General features: G+C 48.9%; 9 protein-coding genes. 4 read left to right on the forward strand and 5 right to left on the reverse strand.

The annotated features are described in order from the left end of the window. The first annotated feature begins 17 nt into the window (after positions 1 to 17). The 4 genes from WBJ53_RS04280 (at position 18) to WBJ53_RS04295 (ending at position 15,754) form a co-directional block, all read left to right on the forward strand. The gene (locus WBJ53_RS04280; protein WP_338874818.1) at positions 18 to 11,147 is read left to right on the forward strand and encodes an SdrD B-like domain-containing protein; all 11,130 of its coding nucleotides are present in this window, start codon (positions 18 to 20) and stop codon (positions 11,145 to 11,147) included. 5 nt (positions 11,148 to 11,152) lie between these two features. Then, on the forward strand, positions 11,153 to 12,130 hold the full coding sequence (locus tag WBJ53_RS04285; protein WP_338874819.1) for a type IX secretion system membrane protein PorP/SprF: 978 nt from the start codon (positions 11,153 to 11,155) through the stop codon (positions 12,128 to 12,130). A gap of 192 nt (positions 12,131 to 12,322) precedes the next feature. Beyond that, complete coding sequence (locus WBJ53_RS04290; RefSeq protein ID WP_338874820.1) at positions 12,323 to 14,689, forward strand: OmpA family protein; 2,367 nt, start codon at positions 12,323 to 12,325, stop codon at positions 14,687 to 14,689. A gap of 150 nt (positions 14,690 to 14,839) precedes the next feature. Further along, positions 14,840 to 15,754 (forward strand): PorP/SprF family type IX secretion system membrane protein, encoded by a 915-nt coding sequence (locus WBJ53_RS04295; RefSeq protein WP_338874821.1) that lies wholly within the window; start codon positions 14,840 to 14,842, stop codon positions 15,752 to 15,754. A 72-nt stretch (positions 15,755 to 15,826) separates the two neighbouring features. Here the strand turns inward: WBJ53_RS04295 and WBJ53_RS04300 are convergent, their stop codons facing one another. The 5 genes from WBJ53_RS04300 to WBJ53_RS04320 form a co-directional block, all read right to left on the reverse strand. Then, on the reverse strand, positions 15,827 to 16,402 hold the full coding sequence (locus tag WBJ53_RS04300; RefSeq protein ID WP_338874822.1) for a YceI family protein: 576 nt from the start codon (positions 16,400 to 16,402) through the stop codon (positions 15,827 to 15,829). A gap of 4 nt (positions 16,403 to 16,406) precedes the next feature. Further along, a complete protein-coding gene (locus tag WBJ53_RS04305; RefSeq protein ID WP_338874823.1) occupies positions 16,407 to 17,078 on the reverse strand; it encodes a hypothetical protein in 672 nt (223 codons plus the stop codon). Between the two features lie 67 nt (positions 17,079 to 17,145). Next, complete coding sequence (locus tag WBJ53_RS04310; RefSeq protein ID WP_338874824.1) at positions 17,146 to 17,592, reverse strand: Rieske 2Fe-2S domain-containing protein; 447 nt, start codon at positions 17,590 to 17,592, stop codon at positions 17,146 to 17,148. Between the two features lie 99 nt (positions 17,593 to 17,691). Next, on the reverse strand, positions 17,692 to 19,104 hold the full coding sequence (locus WBJ53_RS04315; RefSeq protein ID WP_338874825.1) for a hypothetical protein: 1,413 nt from the start codon (positions 19,102 to 19,104) through the stop codon (positions 17,692 to 17,694). After that, positions 19,097 to 19,678: a sigma-70 family RNA polymerase sigma factor gene (locus WBJ53_RS04320; protein WP_338874826.1), complete on the reverse strand. Its 582-nt coding sequence runs from the start codon at positions 19,676 to 19,678 to the stop codon at positions 19,097 to 19,099. The genes WBJ53_RS04315 and WBJ53_RS04320 overlap by 8 nt, the downstream gene beginning before the upstream one ends. Between the last annotated feature and the right edge of the window lie 24 nt (positions 19,679 to 19,702).

A 19,702-nucleotide genomic window follows, 5' to 3' on the forward strand; every position in this document is an offset into this window, starting at 1 on the left:
CTTGGGAAACGAGCGGCTTGCAAAAGCCTGTAAACTCGTTTAAAGCTCTTTCTGCGCTGCTATATTCATTCAAAACGGTTTGCACCTTAATCAGCCTGGTGAGTTTGCTGGCAATGTCTGCCCATGCGCAAACTACTCCAACTATTGATTTAAGCGTTACCAAAAAAGTTAGTAATCAGAATCCAGCGCTTGGCGATATTCTTTCATATACTGTTATTGTAAAGAATGAACCTGGTTCTGCAACGGCTACTAATGTAGTTATTAAGGATCAATTGCCAGTTGGGGGCGTCTCTTATGTGCCCTCGTCGGCTTCTACACTTCGTGGAACAGGAACGTATGCTTCGGCAACAGGGCTATGGAGTTTAAGTGCTATTGCCCCTGGCGATTCAGCTATTCTTACGCTGAATGCTACCGTTTTAGAACGGGGGGTTTGGTTCAATACGGCTGAAGTAATGTCTGCTGATCAAACCGATTCAGACTCGCAACCAAATAATCAGAGCTTAGTAGAAGATGATTATGCGGCTGTTTGCTTTTCTGTACCTATATATTGGTATCCGGGCGATGAATTTACGGTTAGCGTGCCTACAGGATATGAAAATATAGTCTGGTATCGCAATAATCAGGATGTAACTACCCTATCGGCCGACTCCGCTGTTGTCAATGCTGATTCATCTTTAACCATTAAGAGTCCTGGTACGTATCGGTTTACTATGACGCTTAATGGGTGCCCGGCATTAAACTGCTGTGATATTCAGGTTGTTCAGGGGCCATATGGAAGCCTCGGAGACTATGTTTGGTTAGATACAAATAAAAATGGCCTTCAGGACGATGGCTCTACCGGAATAGATGGCGTAAAAGTTTATCTGTATGATGCAACGGGGGCTGTAAAATTAGATTCTACTGTTACTGCTGGTGGAGGCAAGTATTTGTTTGATAGCTTAACCGATGGTAGCTATAAAATTAAATTTATTGCGCCAACCAATTTTACGCTAACACAACAGGATGTAGCCTCTACTCCTACCGATTCACTGGATAGTGATGTAGGGTCGGACGGCTTTACACGTATATATACAATAGACACAAGCAAACCAGCAAACGATACGGCTCGGAACAATCCTAATGTGGATGCTGGCTTTATTCAGTTATTTGCTTCATTAGGGGATTTTGTCTGGGTCGATAATAACAAAGATGGTATTCAGGACTCAGGGGAGCCAGGTATACCGAATGTTGTCGTTGTATTATTGGATGGAAACAATACACCAATTGCCTCAACAACTACTGACAACAGCGGGATTTACAGTTTTACAGGACTTACTCCCGGAATACCTTACTCCGTAAGCTTTGTTGCACCGGCAAGTTTTACTGCAACGATAGCCGATGCAGGTGGAAGCGACGCTTTTGATAGTGATGCTAATCCAATAACAGGACAAACACAGTCAGTAACATTAGCGCCGGGAGAAAATAACCTAACATTAGATGCTGGCTTCTACCCAGTGACCCCGACAACGGATCTGGCCATTGTAAAAACGGGTCCATCGAGTGTAACAGCGGGTCAGTCACTGAGCTATAATGTAGTGATCACCAACAACGGCCCATCGGGGGCTGACGGAGCTACGGTATCTGACCCAGCGGTGGCAAACTTCACCGCCACAACGGTGAGTTGTTTGGGTTCAGGTGGCGGAGCGGCCTGTCCGACTACTCCGACGATAGCTAGCTTACAGGGTGGTAGTCTGGTGATACCGACTTTACCTTCGGGCGGCAGTCTGACGCTGGTGGTGACGGGTACGGCTGGGGCCAGTGGCACCATTGTCAACGTGGCCAGCGTGGCACCGCCATCGGGTGTGATCGACACCAACCCGAATAATGACAGCAGCACGGCTGTGACACCGATTACGCCAGTGACCCCGACAACGGATCTGGCTATTGTAAAAACGGGTCCATCGAGTGTAACAGCGGGTCAGTCACTGAGCTATAATGTAGTGATCACCAACAACGGCCCATCGGGGGCTGACGGAGCTACGGTATCTGACCCAGCGGTGGCAAACTTCACCGCCACAACGGTGAGTTGTTTGGGTTCAGGTGGCGGAGCGGCCTGTCCGACTACTCCGACGATAGCTAGCTTACAGGGTGGTAGTCTGGTGATACCGACTTTACCTTCGGGCGGCAGTCTGACGCTGGTGGTGACGGGTACGGCTGGGGCCAGTGGCACCATTGTCAACGTGGCCAGCGTGGCACCGCCATCGGGTGTGATCGACACCAACCCGAATAATGACAGCAGCACGGCTGTGACACCGATTACGCCAGTGACCCCGACAACGGATCTGGCTATTGTGAAAACGGGTCCATCGAGTGTAACAGCGGGTCAGTCACTGAGCTATAATGTAGTGATCACCAACAACGGCCCATCGGGGGCTGACGGAGCTACGGTATCCGACCCGGCGGTGGCAAACTTCACCGCCACAACGGTGAGTTGTTTGGGTTCAGGTGGCGGAGCGGCCTGTCCGACTACTCCGACGATAGCTAGCTTACAGGGTGGTAGTCTGGTGATACCGACTTTACCTTCGGGCGGCAGTCTGACGCTGGTGGTGACGGGTACGGCTGGGGCCAGTGGCACCATTGTCAACGTGGCCAGCGTGGCACCGCCATCGGGTGTGATCGACACCAATCCGAATAATGACAGCAGCACGGCTGTGACACCGATTACGCCAGTGACCCCGACAACGGATCTGGCTATTGTGAAAACGGGTCCATCGAGTGTAACAGCGGGTCAGTCACTGAGCTATAATGTAGTGATCACCAACAACGGCCCATCGGGGGCTGACGGAGCTACGGTATCCGACCCGGCGGTGGCAAACTTCACCGCCACAACGGTGAGTTGTTTGGGTTCAGGTGGCGGAGCGGCCTGTCCGACTACTCCGACGATAGCTAGCTTACAGGGTGGTAGTCTGGTGATACCGACTTTACCTTCGGGCGGCAGTCTGACGCTGGTGGTGACGGGTACGGCTGGGGCCAGTGGCACCATTGTCAACGTGGCCAGCGTGGCACCGCCATCGGGTGTGGTCGACACCAATCCGAATAATGACAGCAGCACGGCTGTGACACCGATAAATTCGTGTCCAGCAGATTTCTGCTTAGCAACATCGAACAATGCCAGCATCTGTAAAGGTGATTCGGTCGATATAACGGCTTCCAGTTGTCTGCCTAATGTGAAGATATGCTGGTTCCTGACCCCAGATGATGAAATACCATTTGCTATTGTAGAAAACGGCCAACTCTTAAAGGTTAAGCCCGGTCAGACGACGACTTATTATGTAGAAGCGTCTATAGAGGGGTCGGCTGAAGAGTGTCATAGTGAACGGAAACAGGTTGTAATCACCGTCAATTCAGTAGATACGCCGGTCATTGCCAGTACACTTAAAAATACTTGCCCTGCACAAACAGCAGATCTGACGACTGTAGCAATTACAAACAATGATCCATTGCTGACTTACGAATGGTATACGAGTACCAATCGTTCGCAGGCCACTATGGTAACTAACCTGACGGCAGTAGGCGCTGGGCAGTATTATTTATTTGCTCGTTCTGCGCAGGCTTGCTACAGTAATCCAGCAATTCTGACGGTCGAAATTGTTAACTGTAGTTGTCAGAATCTGGCTGAAGTACAGGTTGGCTCTGGTTTAACAACTTGTTCGGTTGATCCGGTAACGCTTCAGGCAACAATTTCGGGATCGGCTACCAGTGTTACCTGGACATCAACCGGAACTGGTACATTTAGTGCACCTAGTAGCTTAACTACAACGTATACACCGTCGCTGGCTGACGTCAGTAGCGGTACGGTAGTGCTAACTGCCACTACCAATGATCCTGATGGTCCGGGTGGTGTATGTAATGCCTCTTCGAGCTCATTAATTCTGAAAATAAACAAGCGCCCGGATGCCCCAGTTGGAGTTGCCTGCGACGATACATTAGTGTGTCAGGGAGGAGCTACTAAATTGATTGGTTTCGCTCCTGGTTCAAAAATCAACTGGTATGATGAGAATGGTCAGTTGTTGATGACAACCGAAAGCGGTGGTAAACTAACAATTAAGCCATCCAAATCGGGCGCAAACATTTATTATGCAGAAGCGGTTAGTGCCGATAACTGTACAAGTTCAAGTCGTACATCGGTAACCGTTACGGTAGGTACTTGTCTGGCAGATCTGGCCGTTGTAAAACAAATCGTTACCGCAGGACCATATAGTGTAGGTCAGAAAATCACTTACTCGATAACGGTTTCCAACAATGGCCCGATTACCGCAACAGATGTTCAGGTTAGTGATGTATTGCCCTCAACATTAACATTCAATAGCGCAACACCTTCTAGTGAATATAGTGCCGCAACGGGTATCTGGACAATTGGCACGCTAACGCAAGGATCGAATCGTAACTTATTTGTCGAAGCGACGATCAATGCAACGGGATCAATTAAGAATACGGCAATCGTAAGTGGATCTAACAACGATCCAAACTACCCTCAGAATGATACATCGTCGGTTGTTATACCAGTAGAACAATGCAATGTGCAGCCTCCCTACATAGCCTGTGCTATTACGGATATGTGCAAAGGCGATGTGGCTACATTGAAAGCAACGGGCTGCGATGGCGGTACTATCAAGTGGTCGGATGGACAGACTGGCTTCTCCGTTACTGTTAAGCCAACTCTGACCACAACCTACACAGCTAGTTGCGTTAGCGGAAGCTGCACCAGTGCGGCCTCTAACTCGGTTACTATTACCGTTCATGATCCACAGCCACCAACTATTGTAGCATCGTCTGCCACGGTATGTCCAGGCGCTTCGGTTACGCTGACAGCTTCGGGTTGCACAGGTGGCACTATCGAATGGTCGGAAGGTGCACAGACCGGTGCATCTATCGTGGTGAATCCATACAGCAAAACCACCTATACGGCTCAATGCCGTGTTGGTAGTTGCCTCAGTGGACCAGCAACCAAAACAATCGATGTTAGCAGTGGCTTGCCTACGCCAACCATCGCTACCAGTGCTACTTCGGTTTGTCCTGGTGGATCGATAACGCTGACTGTCAATAATTGTGTTGGAACACCACATTGGAGCAGCACGACGGCCACTACCAGCAGCATTGTAGTTATCCCCACTCAGGGCAACAACAGCTACAGTGTCTACTGTGCTAATGGAAGTTGTTCAAGCCAGGCTTCGCCAACGCTCACCATCCCCATTATTACACCTGCCATTCCTACCATCAGTGCTGATGTAGATTCGGTTTGTGCGAATGCCCCCGTTGTGTTGACGGCTTATGGTTGCGATGGCGGTACAATTGTCTGGAACAATGGTATGACGGGAGCCAGCATTACGGTTAATCCTGCCGCCAGTACCAGCTATTATGCTCAGTGCAAAACCAGTCAGAACTGTTTGAGCGATCCATCCACCTCAGTGGATATTACGGTGGTAAGCCCATCGGCTCCAATTGTTAAAGCAGATAAGTCGCTGATCTGTAGTGGTGAAGTTGTATCGTTGACGGCTACTGGTTGTAACGGTACGGTGCTTTGGCCAGGTACGGACAAAACAGGGGCTGTAATTCAGATTCTGCCGGGAGAAACCAAAGAATACTATGCAACTTGTAAAGTGGGTAACTGCGTGAGTGATGCTTCTAACAAGGTGCGCATAACGGTTACTACTTCAGGGGGAGCCGCTCCAACGATCACCGCATCGAGTTTGGCTGTCTGCAGTAATAGTGTAGTTTCGCTGACAGCAACGGGTTGCTCAGGTACCGTTCTTTGGTCGGATGGTCAGACCGGGGCCGTTGTTTCGGTCACAGCTACTCCTGAAAACAAAACGTTCTACGCTGTTTGTCGCCCAACTAACAGTACACTCTGCGCCAGCGGCCGTTCTAATATCATCAGTATCGACGTGACCCCAACACCACGACCAACTATTGTTCGTTGCGTGTGTAGTTCCGATACGATCTGCCCCGGCGAGTCGGTGAAACTCGATGTGAAGAACTGTCAGGGAACGCCGTACTGGAGTACTCAGGAAACAACCAGCAGTATTGTTGTTGCGCCAGGCGTTACAACAACCTATACGGTTTACTGTAAGGATGGAGTCTGTCAGAGCGAAGTCTCTGCCGGGTATACGGTGACGGTTGTGCCAGTAGGCGCTCCAACAATTGTCGCTTCTGCCACAAGCGTTGAGCCAGGAGGTACTGTGTCGCTGAGTGCAACAGGTTGTTCGGGCGACGTAATCTGGTCTGCTAACGATATAAATGGCAACAATAAAGGTTCGGTACTGGTGGTTCAGCCAGATGGTATTCAGACCTATTATGCTCAATGTAAATTCCGGGATTGTCTAAGCGATCCTTCCAATACAATCACCATTAACAAAGGCGATTGTGTGGCTAAAGCAGGGACGCTTGTCGCCATAAATCCAGCAATATGCATTGGCAGCAGTACAACTGCTACAATAGGTGCTACGCCAAATGGTGGGCTAGTACAGCCAAATGGCTATTCGGTACTGTATGTGCTAACGAAGGGAGCGGGTATGCTGGTCGACCAGACCAGTGCTACACCTAACTTTGTTGTGGCTGCCCAGGCGGGTCAATACCAGATTCATACGCTGGTATACAATGCTAACCCAGCCGATGCAAACTATCTGGATTTGTCGCTAATTAAATCGGGTATTACTAGCGCTACGGATGTATTGAAACTGATAGCGGATGAGCATGTCTGTGCCGATTGGGATCTGACAGGAGCCGCCATTACGTTACAAACCATACCGGCTCCGGGCATTAGCGGTAACTCATCGCTAACTGTCTGCTACGGCTCAACCGTATCGCTGACAGCTACTGGTTGCGAAAGCGGTACGGTAACCTGGAGCGACGGTAGTGTAGGACAAACGATTAGTAAAATCATCTACAACGATCTGTCTCTGACAGCAAGTTGCTGGATGGATGGTTGTACCAGTGGCGCATCAACGCCAGTGGCGATTCATTTGAGCAGCCCAGCCATACCGGCCATTGTTGTCGATAAACCCGCTATCTGTACCAGTGAAACGGTTTCACTAACTGCAACGGGTTGTGTAGGCGGAACCTATGTCTGGTCAGATCCGACCAGCACAACGGGTAGTGTGCTAACGGTGAGTCCAACTCAGACTGTACAATATCGTGTGAAATGTGTGATTGGCGCTTGCGAGAGTGAATGGTCGGCTTACAATACCATTACGGTAGGTGCACCGGCTGCTCCAACAATCGCGGTGTCGGGTGGCGGCAACAGCACTACCGTATGCTTTGGTACGCCGGTAACGCTGGTAGCTGAAGGTTGTTCCGACAATAGTTATGTGACTTGGTCGAATAATCAGGTGGGTCAATCGATCACTGTTTCGCTGGCGAGCAGCACAACCATTACGGCACAATGCTGTACATCTACACAATGTAAGAGCGCGGCTTCGAATGGTGTAGCGGTGACAGTACTACCGAAAGTTGCTCAACCATTGGTGGTCGATAAGACCAATAGTTGCCCATTCACAACAGTTGATCTGAGTACCGCTGTGACGAGTGCCGTTTCAACGGCTGGTGGCGTGTTTGAGTACTACAACGATGCGGTACTGAGCACTAAAGTGGCTAATCCGTCGGCAGTTGGCACGGGGACCTACTACGTAGTAGAACGAACCTCTGCCGGTTGTGTGAGCCTCCCAGTGGCTATTCATGTACAGATCACGACCTGCGAAGAGCAGTCGCCTTGTGACGCTCAGAATCCTGCCACGGCCGATGCCGGTGCCGATGCCAGTATATGCGCTTCCAAATCTTATCAGGTACATGGCACCATGGGTGGTGCAGGAAAAGTGGCGTACTGGAAATCGAGTGGCAACGGTACATTTGATAATCCTTATGCCCTGAATGCTACTTACACAGCTAGTGCAGAGGATATTCTGGCAGGTAAGGTTACGCTGACACTGTCGGTGAGTACCAACAATGCCAGTTGCCCGGTTGCTACAGACGATATGGTTCTGACAATTCAGGGTGGTAAAACAACTCCTGTCGTAACAATTCAGGGAAATATCAACCTGTGCTATGGCGATTCGGTGACGTTGAAAGCGCCCGATGGAGCAAGTGGCTATGTGTGGAGTAACAATGCGCACAGCCAGTCGATTGTGGTGAAACAGAGTGGCTCATACAGTGTACAACTTCTGGATGGTAACGGTTGCAGTTCGGTTAAATCGGATGCTGTAGCAGTAAATGTTGCCGATCCGGTGTTGCCACCATTAGTGTCGAACCTGCGCAACAGTTGTCCTTCGAAAATTGTGGACCTGACCAAAGCAATTTCGTCGCCCGATCCATCAAACTCATATATCTATCGAATTTGCGAATGCAATACTTCGAACATTGTGATTCGTCCGGATTCAGTTTGTGAAGGTACGTACTGGATTGTGGCCAAAGGGCCAACGGGTTGTTTGAGTGCTCCGGCGAAGGTAGTTGTGAAGGTATTCAACTGTGCCAGCGACACACTGGATACGGATGTGAGCATTGCCAAGACGGCTGACAAGAGTGTGGTGAAACGGGGCGAAACCGTGACCTATACACTGACCGTGAGTAACAACGGCCCCCACACAGCACACAATATCGATGTTCGTGATGTATTACCGAAAGAGCTGGATGTTGTGAATCTGTCATCGGATCTTACAATAACCAATGGTGTACTGAAGGCTCATATTGATAGCTTACCAGCGGGTAAAACGAAGTCGATCGTATTTGGCGCTCGCTTACTGACGCGGGGTGAGGTCGTGAACACGGCTGAAATTACCTACCTGGATAACAAGGATACGAACCTGTCCAATAACACCTCTAGTGTTACGGTGAAAGATACCTCGACCGCAAAAGCAGGGGTTATTGGTTTGGCAAAAGCAGTTGTTGGAACCCCAGCGGCTGTTGGCGACTCACTGATTAAGGTTCGCTATAGCTTTGTCGTAACCAATATGGGTGACGATACGCTGAGCCATGTGCAGCTAACAGATGATCTGGCCTATGCATTCTCACCCAATGCCGTTCAGGACGTTACAATTAGCTCGACAAATGCTGACTTTAGTCTGAATCAGAATCCCGCCTTTACGGGTATGGGAGGCAATACCCAACTGTTTGACTCGACCAGCAGCTATATTGCACCCAACAGTTCGCAAACATTCTTCCTGGATGTGACGGTGAAGCGGACAAATGGCGATACGACCAAAACATTCCGGAATATTGCCAGTGTATCGGCCTGGAGTAATGGCATGAAAGTAGAAGATCTGTCAATCAATGGCGGTGATGTCGATCCTGATGGTGATGGCGACCCAACCAATAACACAGGCTTCTCAACATTTACGCTGGGTGAAGATGCGCCAACAGGGCCTAGTCTGGGAGTTGCGCTGGCTGTTGTGAGCGTTCAGCTTCAGGCCGACAGCAGCTACAACGTCACCTACAAAGCCACGGTGAAAAACTATGGCGACGTTGCTCTGTATGGCCTGAGCCTGACCGATAGTCTGGTAAATGCCTTTGCTGCCCCGACCTCGTTCTCGGTAGTGGGTGCGCCGGTTGTTGGAGCTGGAAGCCATCTGGTTGCTAATGCTGGATTCGATGGCAACACGGATGCCAACCTGTTGCAATCGGGTAGTTATCTGAATATTGGTGAGCAGGATACCGTATTGATTACGGTAAATGTTAAGCCAAACGGTCAGATGGGGCCATTCTACTCAACTGTTGTTGGGCAGGGACGCACAGCAGATTCTACACAGACAGTAATGGATATTTCCAATAATGGACTAGATCCGCAACCAGAGGGAGCTGTGGCTACCGGAGTTCGTTTCGATCTGCCATCCGCTCTGTTAGGCGTTGCTAAATCTGTTGGTGTACCCACAATGGTCGAAACGGGTGTCTATGACATTCCTTATACGATCAAGCTGAGCAACCTGGGAACCGTGCCACTGACGAAGGTACAGGTAGTCGATAATCTGTCAGAAACATTTGGCCATGGGGCATTGATTGTAAGCAATCGGGTTCCTGTTACGGCCGATGCTGATCTGGCTGTCGATACGCTCTATACGGGACAGGGCATGATTACCAATATGCTGGTCGATTCGATGAGTACACTGCCAGTTGGTGCTACACGTAGCCTGAACTTTACTGTCCGGGTCGATGTGAAAAACGCGGATTCGTTAACCTTCTACAATACGGCCTATGCAACAGCCCTGGCGGATGGAAATGTAATGGTAGCTGATACCTCAACGGCAGGTACAAACAACGACCCAGATAATGACCTGGATCCGCGTAACAACAGCGAACCAACGCCAATTTCACTCAATAACCTGACAGGAGCTTCTTACATTGGTGTAGCCATGGCCGTATCCGATACGGCACGTCAGCCGAATGGTAGCTACAACGTTACCTACAAAATTGTCGTGCAGAACTTTGGTCCCGAAGATTTGAAGATGGTGATAGTCAGTGATTCACTCTCGAAAGTCTTTAATAACCAGACGGGAGCGACCTACTCGGTAGTACAGGCACCAACCACTACCTCAACCGGTAGTAGCCTGGTGATCAACAACAATTTCGACGGTGATACTCAGCCGCTGATTGTTCTGGGCGATTCTACCAGTATCCTGCCAGCCGGCCAGACCGATACACTCCAGCTTGTGATTAATGTAGCGTCTAACGGCTCTACTACCACATTCCTGAATTCAGTGTATGCTCAGGCACGGGCCTCTACAGGAATCGTCTCCGATGTGTCGACCAATGGACTGATTCCAGACCTCAACGGCAACCTCAACCCAACGGACCTCAACGAGCGTGAGGCTACTCCGTTGAACCTGCCAGTAAGCAACCAGACTGTGTTTATCCCCGAAGGCTTCTCGCCAAACGGTGATGGCATCAACGATACCTTCGTTATCCGTGGGCTTGCGGGCGTAACGGTAAGTCTGGAAGTATACAACCGGTGGGGCAGTCTGGTCTATAAAAACGACGACTACAAAAACGACTGGAATGGCAAAGCTAACACCGGTGTGATGGCCGGATCGGATGCTGATGGCCTGCCCGATGGTACTTACTACTACGTCATTCGCACCAGCGATGGCCGCAGATTTGTTCGATACATGACCATTAACCGCTAATACCGATGGCAAAGCAGAGTTTAATGACAAAGTGGGCAGTGGGCCTGGTACTGGTGGTTTGCATCAGTGCCAGCCCGTTGCGGGCTCAGCAGGACAAAATGTTCTCTCAGTATATGTTCAACATGATGGCTCTCAATCCAGCTTATGCCGGAAGCCGCGATGTTCTGAGCATGTCGGCGCTGTACCGCAACCAGTGGACGGGAGTTGAGGGTGCTCCCCAAACAGCAACCTTCACCGCCGATATGCCCCTGAATCGGGAGCGGGTGGGCATTGGCCTCCAATTATATGGCGATAAATATGGCCCTGTTCAGGAAGCAGGCGGGTTTGTTTCCTACGCGTTTCGTATTAAAGTAGGAACCCGTAGCACACTTGCATTGGGTTTGCAGGCAGGTGCTGCCAGCTATAATGTGAATCTGGCCGATATTAAAACGAGCCCAGATGGTGGTCAACTCGATCCGGCTTTCGCCAACAATATTTCGAAGATTCTGCCCAACTTTGGTACCGGAATCTATCTGAGCAACGACCGGTCGTATATTGGTTTGTCGGTTCCCCGGTTGATTAAGAATAAGCTGACCGAATACAATGTAGGCAGCGTAATCTCTACTCAGCGTCGGCATGCATATCTGGCAGGAGGTTTTGTCGTAGGAATCAGCCCGGTAGTGAAAATGAAACCATCGTTTTTGGTGAAATATGCCGAGGGCGCACCGCTGGGATTTGATGGAAATATCAACTTCTGGTTCGCCGACCGGATTGCCATTGGAGCCTCTATTCGCCGGAATCAATTTTCAGACTGGAGCAGCGTCGGTACAGATGCGGTGATTGGCATGCTGGAGTTACAGCTAACGGATCAAATTCGGTTTGGCTATGCCTACGACCGGACGATGAATAACTTTAAGGACATTGCTCCCAGTTCACATGAGATCATGTTGCGGTATGAGTTTGGATTCGGTAAAAACCGCATTCTCACACCCCGATATTTCTAATAGTGATTAAGTAGTTAAGAGACGTAAGAGCAGACTGTTTCAATAGTCTTTCTCTTACGTCTTTTTAATTATATGCCGGTAATTTCGGCCCAGTATTTGCTCTATTACTCAGTAGACACTTTCGATTTTAGGCTAGGAGCATATCTTCTGTGCTGGTTAGCACAAACTACAGCCTCATAACACCCTTCGTTTATGGCACGCATTTGTTCGCTTTTAAGTTTATTTTGGCTACTTACCGGACAGATTCTAGCGCAGTCGCTCAGTAAACAGGCCGACCGCCAGTTTGATCAGCTCGCCTATGCACAGGCTGTCGATCTTTACGAAAAAGCCCTGACAACGTCGACGGCGCTATCGGATGCCGAACGCCGGGCCGCTAAAGCTAAATTAGGCTATAGCTATCATCAGATGCACGATACTAAAAATGCTGAACGCGTTTATCGTGATTTAATGACAGATGGTGAACTGCCCGCCGAGTATTCGCAAAGTTATCTCTACTATGCTCAGGCATTGGCCAGCAATGGCAAGTATAAGGAAGCTCAGGCAATGTATGATAAGTACACCAAAGTACAATCCGCCGATTCCCGCGGCCCTAAATTTTCTAAACTATATCGGGATGTTACTCCGCTGACTAACAACGCCAATAGTTATCGAGTTGAATTTCTGAAGTTGAATACCCGAAAAGCCGAATTTAGCCCAATGCTCTATAAAGGAGGGTTGGTATTTGTTTCGACGGGTGAGCCAAATGGAATTAAGCGGGTATTCAAGTGGAATAGTAGCCCTTTTCTGGATTTATATTACCAGCCCGAAGAAAAAGAAATTCAGGCTACAGCCTCACGTGTTGGCGGTTCTGTCCCTAAAAAACGGGTACAAAAGACAAATCTTATTCGCCCCTTAGGAAGTGATGATTATACCGCGCAGACACCAAATGATTCGAAAACAGTTGGCTTTTTTGGCGGTACTAATATTAATGCCGGATCAGATTATACGGAAGAAGCCATAAGTGAGTCGGATCGGTTTAGCCGGACATTAAACACAAAATACCACGAGGGCCCTGCTACCTTTTCGAAGGATGGTAGCCGGATTATTTTTACCCGGAACAACTTCAATAATGGCAAATACCGCAAAAGCTCCGACGGGATAAATAAACTGAAGTTATACACTGCTACTCAGAGCAATGGCTATTGGAGCGAGGTTGAGGAACTGCCATTTAACAGCGATGAATACTCGACCGGCCATCCAACATTGTCGCCGGATAATAAGCTACTTTACTTTGTTTCGGATCGTCCTGGTGGTTTTGGCGGAACCGATATTTATGTCGCTAAGTATGAAAATGGCAAATGGTCTGAGCCCATTAATCTAGGGAAAGACGTTAATACAACAGGTAATGAGATGTTCCCATTCGCCGATGAGAAAGGGAATCTATATGTGGCCTCGGACGGGCAGCCAGGGCTGGGTGGGCTGGATATGTTTTATGTGTTACTTACCGACGACGGCCTCCATGCCAAAGGGATACGTAATTTAGGAGCCCCGTTAAATTCAGCACAGGATGATTTCGGAATTGTGACCGATGCCGACCGTAAATCGGGCTATTTTAGTAGCAACCGAAAAAATGGCGGTGCAGATGACGACGTATACCGTTTTACGAGAGAAGGCGCAATGTACCCATGTCGGGAGTTGATGGTTAAAGTGGTCGATGCCGACTCTAAAGAACCCCTGGCCGAAGCTACCGTATCTGTTGATGCAGGAAAAGGAAGCGACAAGCAGGTCAAAACAGACGCGGGTGGCCTGATGCGGGTTTGCCTCGATGCTGATAGTGATTTCAGATTTCTGGCCAGTCGGGAAGGATATACGGATAATAAAATTGGTTTTTCGACAAGAGATTTTTCGGATGATCAACCGTCGCTGCTGGAAATTCCATTAAGCAAGCCGAAGGAGGGACTGATGTCCGGAAAATTACGCGGAATTGTTAGAAATCAGACCGATAAGAAACCTATCGCTGGTGTGAAAGTTGTGTTAACCAGTGAATGCGACAGCACATCGCAGGAGGCAATTACGGGCGATGATGGTAGTTATGAATTTACGGTTCAGCCCGGTTGTGATTATTCACTCGAAGCCATAAAAGACAGCATGGGAACTACCGGCGTTCGAATTGCAAAAAATGCAACCGAAACGCCCGATCTAACCATGTTCAAAAAAGGCGATGTAATCAAAATTGATAACATCTATTACGATCTGAATAAATCGACGATCCGCCCTGATGCTGCTCTTGAACTCGATAAAGTGGCAGCCTTGATGGCAAAGTATCCGGCCATGAAAATCGAAATGCGATCACATACCGATAGCCGGGCAACGGCTAAATATAACAATACCTTATCGACCAATCGGGCCAAAGCGGCAGTGGCTTATCTGAAAAAGAAAGGCGTTTCGGCCAAACGAATGGTAGCGAAAGGATATGGTGAAACCGAGCTGCTGAACAAGTGTAAAGATGGTGTCGATTGTCCGGAAGAAGAACACCAGCAGAACCGCCGGACCGAGATCAAGATTCTGACACTGGAGTAATTACCCAGAGCTTGATCGATGTGGAAATACCACTGATTTCTTTGCCGCAAGCCCCAGCCCCAAACCGGCTGGGGCTTGTAGTTAATTACGATCCCGATTAGGTTTTTATGGGAAAACCCTGCAATTTGGTTCTCTATTCCTGAATGCCGTATGCCTGTTAGTTTTCGTAGAAGATGCCTTTTTCTGATTACTGCTAGTCTCTTATTCTCCGTTCGTATAGCATTTGCGCAACGGGAAGTTCTCTATTCGCAGTACCTCGTCAACCCTCTTAGTATAAACCCAGCTTATGCCGGGAGCCGTGAAACATTCCATCTGTCGGCCTTTTTGCGTCGTAAGTGGATTACGGCCCGAAACGCGCCCATTACGCAAAGTGTATCTGGCGATGGCTCTATATCCAATGGGCGCATTGGGCTAGGTTTTCAGGCTCTTAACGACCGAATGGGGCTATTGGCAGCTACGGGCGTTTATGGTAGTGTTGCCTATCGGTTTAATTTGCCTGCACTGGCAAAGCTGTCGATAGGGGTGCAGGGTGGTGTCAACGTCTTGCCGGTCTATGATTTTACGAGCGCTTCAAGCCTGAACCGGGCAGTTGGGAGTTTTGGGGTTGGAATCTATTATCAGGCCGAGCATTTTTTCGGAGGAGTATCGATGCCAGAAGTTATATCGAGAGGGGTAAGTCTGGCAGGGCAGTCGCTCTATCCGGCAGTGCGACCCGTTATGGTAAACGCTGGTACGAAAATAGAAATTGATGAAGGTACCGTGCTGATTCCGTCGGTGCTGGTTTCTAAAATTGAGAACCGGCCGTTGGGTGTCGATGTCAATGCGCGGATCTGGTTTGGCGAAGAGTTTGGATTGGGCGCTTCGTATCGACACAATAGTCCTGGGCTAATACAAACCGATTATATTCAGGCGCTGGCAGAATACCAGTTAACAAAGTCGATTCGGCTAGGATATATTTTCAATTCGAAAACTCCCGAAAGCCCGCTGTCTAATCAGTATTACGAAAAGAGCGTTCATGAGATCATGTTTCGATTTTCGCCGGGTACGCTCAAATTCTCGTATTGATCTCTACAATCAAAAAAGCCGACCTTGCTGAACATTAGCAAGGTCGGCTTTTTGGTTAAAACCCAATAACCGTTAATTCGTCATTGGAGTCGTGCTCTTGAAATAGAGACTAAATTTCATGGTCATTACATCTTCTACGGGGACCATCATTAACGATGGTTTTTCGATTTTATAATCGGTTAGACTAACCGGAAAAGTGCCATCAAACAGAAAGCCATCATTGGTGTCTTGCCGGGTAAGATCAACTTGCAGCGGGCGTGTGACGCCGTGGAACGTGAGCTTTCCTTTGGCCGTTAGCCCGCCCGATGCATTCGGGCGAATGTCTTGTGAGGTAAATGTTACGGTGGGGTATTTGATACCATCCAGCACTTCGATGGCGTGCGAATCCCGATTGGCATTCTTCGTGTCGAAACTCGCAACTTTGATTACGAGCGCCACATTTTCAACCTGTTTGTTGGCCGAATTGTAAATCATCGCTCCATTTACATCGTGGCTAACGCCGTCCCAGGTGTGCATGGGATGTTTCATGGTATACGTTACGGTAGAATGTCCCTTGTCAACAAGCAATTTATACCGGGTTGCCGATGGGGATTGAGCCTGGCCCGCCAGTGTGGTGAGCAAACTCAGCAGCAAAAAAGAATAGCGCATAGGTTTAGAATTTTATGGCAACGATGGATAAGGCAAAAGCACCGAAGGTTGTGTAGGCAGCCGCCCGGTGGTAGGGTTTTAGTTCGGGGTGAGCGTGTAGCATACCCGCCAGCACATTGGTTGTAATCATACCCGCAATGTGAGCTACTGCCAAATATTTATGAAGTTTAATGGAACTCAGCCCTTTGCGTTCGGTAAGCATTTTAGGTGGCGCAGCCAGCGACAGAACAGCGGTGGTTGTGTAGGTAATATTGACGCCCGTGGCCAGTGCATCATGAGTTCGCAACAGGCGGGAATATTGATCGCCCGTTGCATTATAGAGTTTTGCGCCAACAATTCCCTGAGCAATGAAACCTGCCAGCGTAACAAAGCCCATCACCTGATGGCTTACGAGCATGGTTCGCCGAATTTTTAGTTCATGTTCGCGGCCTTCGGGCGTTAACGGAGCAAGGTTCATAACCCGTAATAAGCCCTTTGGCCCCCAGAAGATCCGTTGCGTAAAAATCATTTTTGAGGGAAGAAGCGGTTGGGCAGATACTGACGAATCGCTCATCAGACTGGTCAACAGGCTATCGGCTCCACTACTGGCTGGTACCGAATCGGGTGGCGTAACCTGAGCAAGACCCGTGCTGGAAAGCCCTGTGGCAATACAGAAGATTATTAAAATCAGTTTCATAGGTTAGTACAAGAATAGGCTTTGACGCAGACTGTTTCCTGAGCCACAAAACCCAAAGTATAGTAGATTAAGAAATTGTCAGAATAGTACCCGACTGGGCAACTGTGTAGGTTGTTAAACCACGACTACCGTTGCTGTTGAGCCCTTTGCCGTTCAAATCGTAGCGAGCACCGTGAGCAGAGCAATAAAACTCATCGTTCAGCAGTTCAATTCGTCGTTCGCCTTCGTGGCTACAGACAACCGTTACGGCAACATAACCTTTTGAGGTATTGGCCACAACAACACTGTTGGTAACGATATAGCCGCCCTGCTTGAGCAAGGCTGCGTTGGCCGAGCTGCTTAGGTCGACTGTTATTGAGCTGCTAAGAGGAGCGGGAGTTACATCAGCTCCTTTGCTACAGCTAGTTAGTGAATGTCCGGCGCAGTAGACAGCCATCAGGGCGGCTCCCTGCAAACCTAACTGACGTAAAAATTGGTGACGGCTGACAGCCTCATTGATATGTTGCTTCGACATACATACGGTGTTTGATTTAACTTACGAGAGTTGCTGTAAACACCGTTGCCTGCCTTTAAAAGAAATTTAGTTCTACACTAGCATATACAGGCATCGCCACTACTTGAATAAATCAAGCAATACAGATGCCTGCAAACCGAAATTATTACCAGATGGGGTGCTGGCTGTAGGGCGGAAATCATACAGATAGTATGGACTGAGCTGTGCCGAAAATCGGGATGTTCGATACTGAAGCCCTGTTCCAAACATAAAATTGTGGAAAAAGCGCGATTGTACATTGGTGTCGAAAGAATGATGCTGTTCGTCGCCTTTCAGGTAACTTTCGTAGTAGACCTGTTGATACGTTGCCACATCGAAACGGGTGCCAGCTTTGACCAATACAGACCACTTTCGGTGGAAAGGCACATAATAATTGATCGAAACGGGTAGACTGATCAACGACGTTCGAACCGAAATGTCTTCGATTCGGTCATAATTGGCTGGTAAATAGGGCTTATACTGGTCGATAAATTCCTTGCCAGTGGCGGCATTGAAATCGTCAGGACCATGATGCGATTGGGTGCGAAGCTGCGAAGCTCGTAACCCTACCGAAATACCTAAATTATCCATAGGAAATGCTTCGATGGATGGTCCGATACCAATACTATTCGCAGTTGCAATCGACTCAATACCCAAACGCGGCTTCAACGACGATAACCGAAATGGCGAACGATGTTGCGATGCTGGTTCCACCCTGGCCTGGGTCTCGGTTTTGGGCGTAGGTAATTGATCAACAGCACCCGCCGATTTGGTCGGTTGCCGGTCTATTGAATCGGCGGCAGGTGATGAGCCCCGATCTGTTACCGATTCTTCTGCTACCAGTGCAGTACTGGCGGGTGCTTGCAGGATCGAGTCCCTTTCGTTTCTAGCTGGCTGGTCAGTGGGTGAATTCCGTACAGAGGATTTCTTACTGGCTTGCTTAGGCTGTTTAGATGAAGTTGCCAGGCTGGCAACCGGCACCGATTGCTCTTGTCCAGACCGCTCCTGTAGTGTCACCGCTTCGTTCAGTGTGGACAGACCGGTTCCTGTAGGCCGACTACCGGCTTCGGGGTTAGATTGCTGCCGACTCGGATGTTCCGAAAATTGTTTTTTGTCCGGTAAAGTTGGGTCATAATAATGCCGATGCTCTACTATGGTTTTTTTTACGATATAGACAGTGTCGATGCGGTGCGAAGCAATAGCCTCAGGTACTGAATGGGTAGCCGGGCTTGTTGGCGAGACAGGAGCCGTTTTGGCCAGCGATGGACTTATTTGCTGAATAATCTGCTGATTTTCGCGTAGGGTATAAAGCGTCATAAGCCAGCCCATAAGCATTAGCCCACTCATTACCCAACCCCCATAGGGCAAAACCCACGACCACAAGCCACCAACAGGAAGTCGTTTTCGAAACCGATCCCAGGCCTGCGATTGATAAGCTGGCCTGACCGATTCCAGGTTTTTCTTCATTAGTTTGTCGAAACGTTCGTTAGACATAGTTTCGTCGATTTACTGCGTTATTAGAAGTCCATGTCATAAGCAATTCCTGAAGTTTCTGGCGTGCTTTAGCAAGATTAGAACGTGACGTACCTTCATGTATGCCCAGCATCTGGGCAATTTCGGGATGGGAGTAGCCATCCACAACATACAATGAAAAAACAGTTCGATAGGCAGGAGGAAGTTGCTGGACAACAGCCAGAATTTCGTCGGCCGCCAGCCGATCCAGTAAATTATCGGATTCTCCAACATCATAGAGTTCGTCGATGTCGGTAAAAACCTGCTTTACTTTATAGCGTCGGTAATGATCAATGGCCGAATGAACCATTACCGTCCGAAACCACGCATCGAAAGGCTGTTCCGGATCGTAGTAGGCAATTTTATTGAGCACACGAAGGAACCCATCGTCAAACATTTCTTCGGCTTCTTCCCGACTGTCGGCATACCGTAAACAAATGTTCACCCCAAAACTGTAATACGCTTCAAATAGCTGCTTTTGAGCAGCCGGTTTCTGATGGCGGCAACCGTCCAGAATCTCGGGCAAGGCTAATGATCTGCTTCTCCGGAATAGCACAAGTGATAGAGGTGGTTACGTTCT

This window comes from Spirosoma sp. SC4-14 (assembly GCF_037201965.1).
Taxonomy (GTDB): Bacteria; Bacteroidota; Bacteroidia; order Cytophagales; family Spirosomataceae; genus Spirosoma.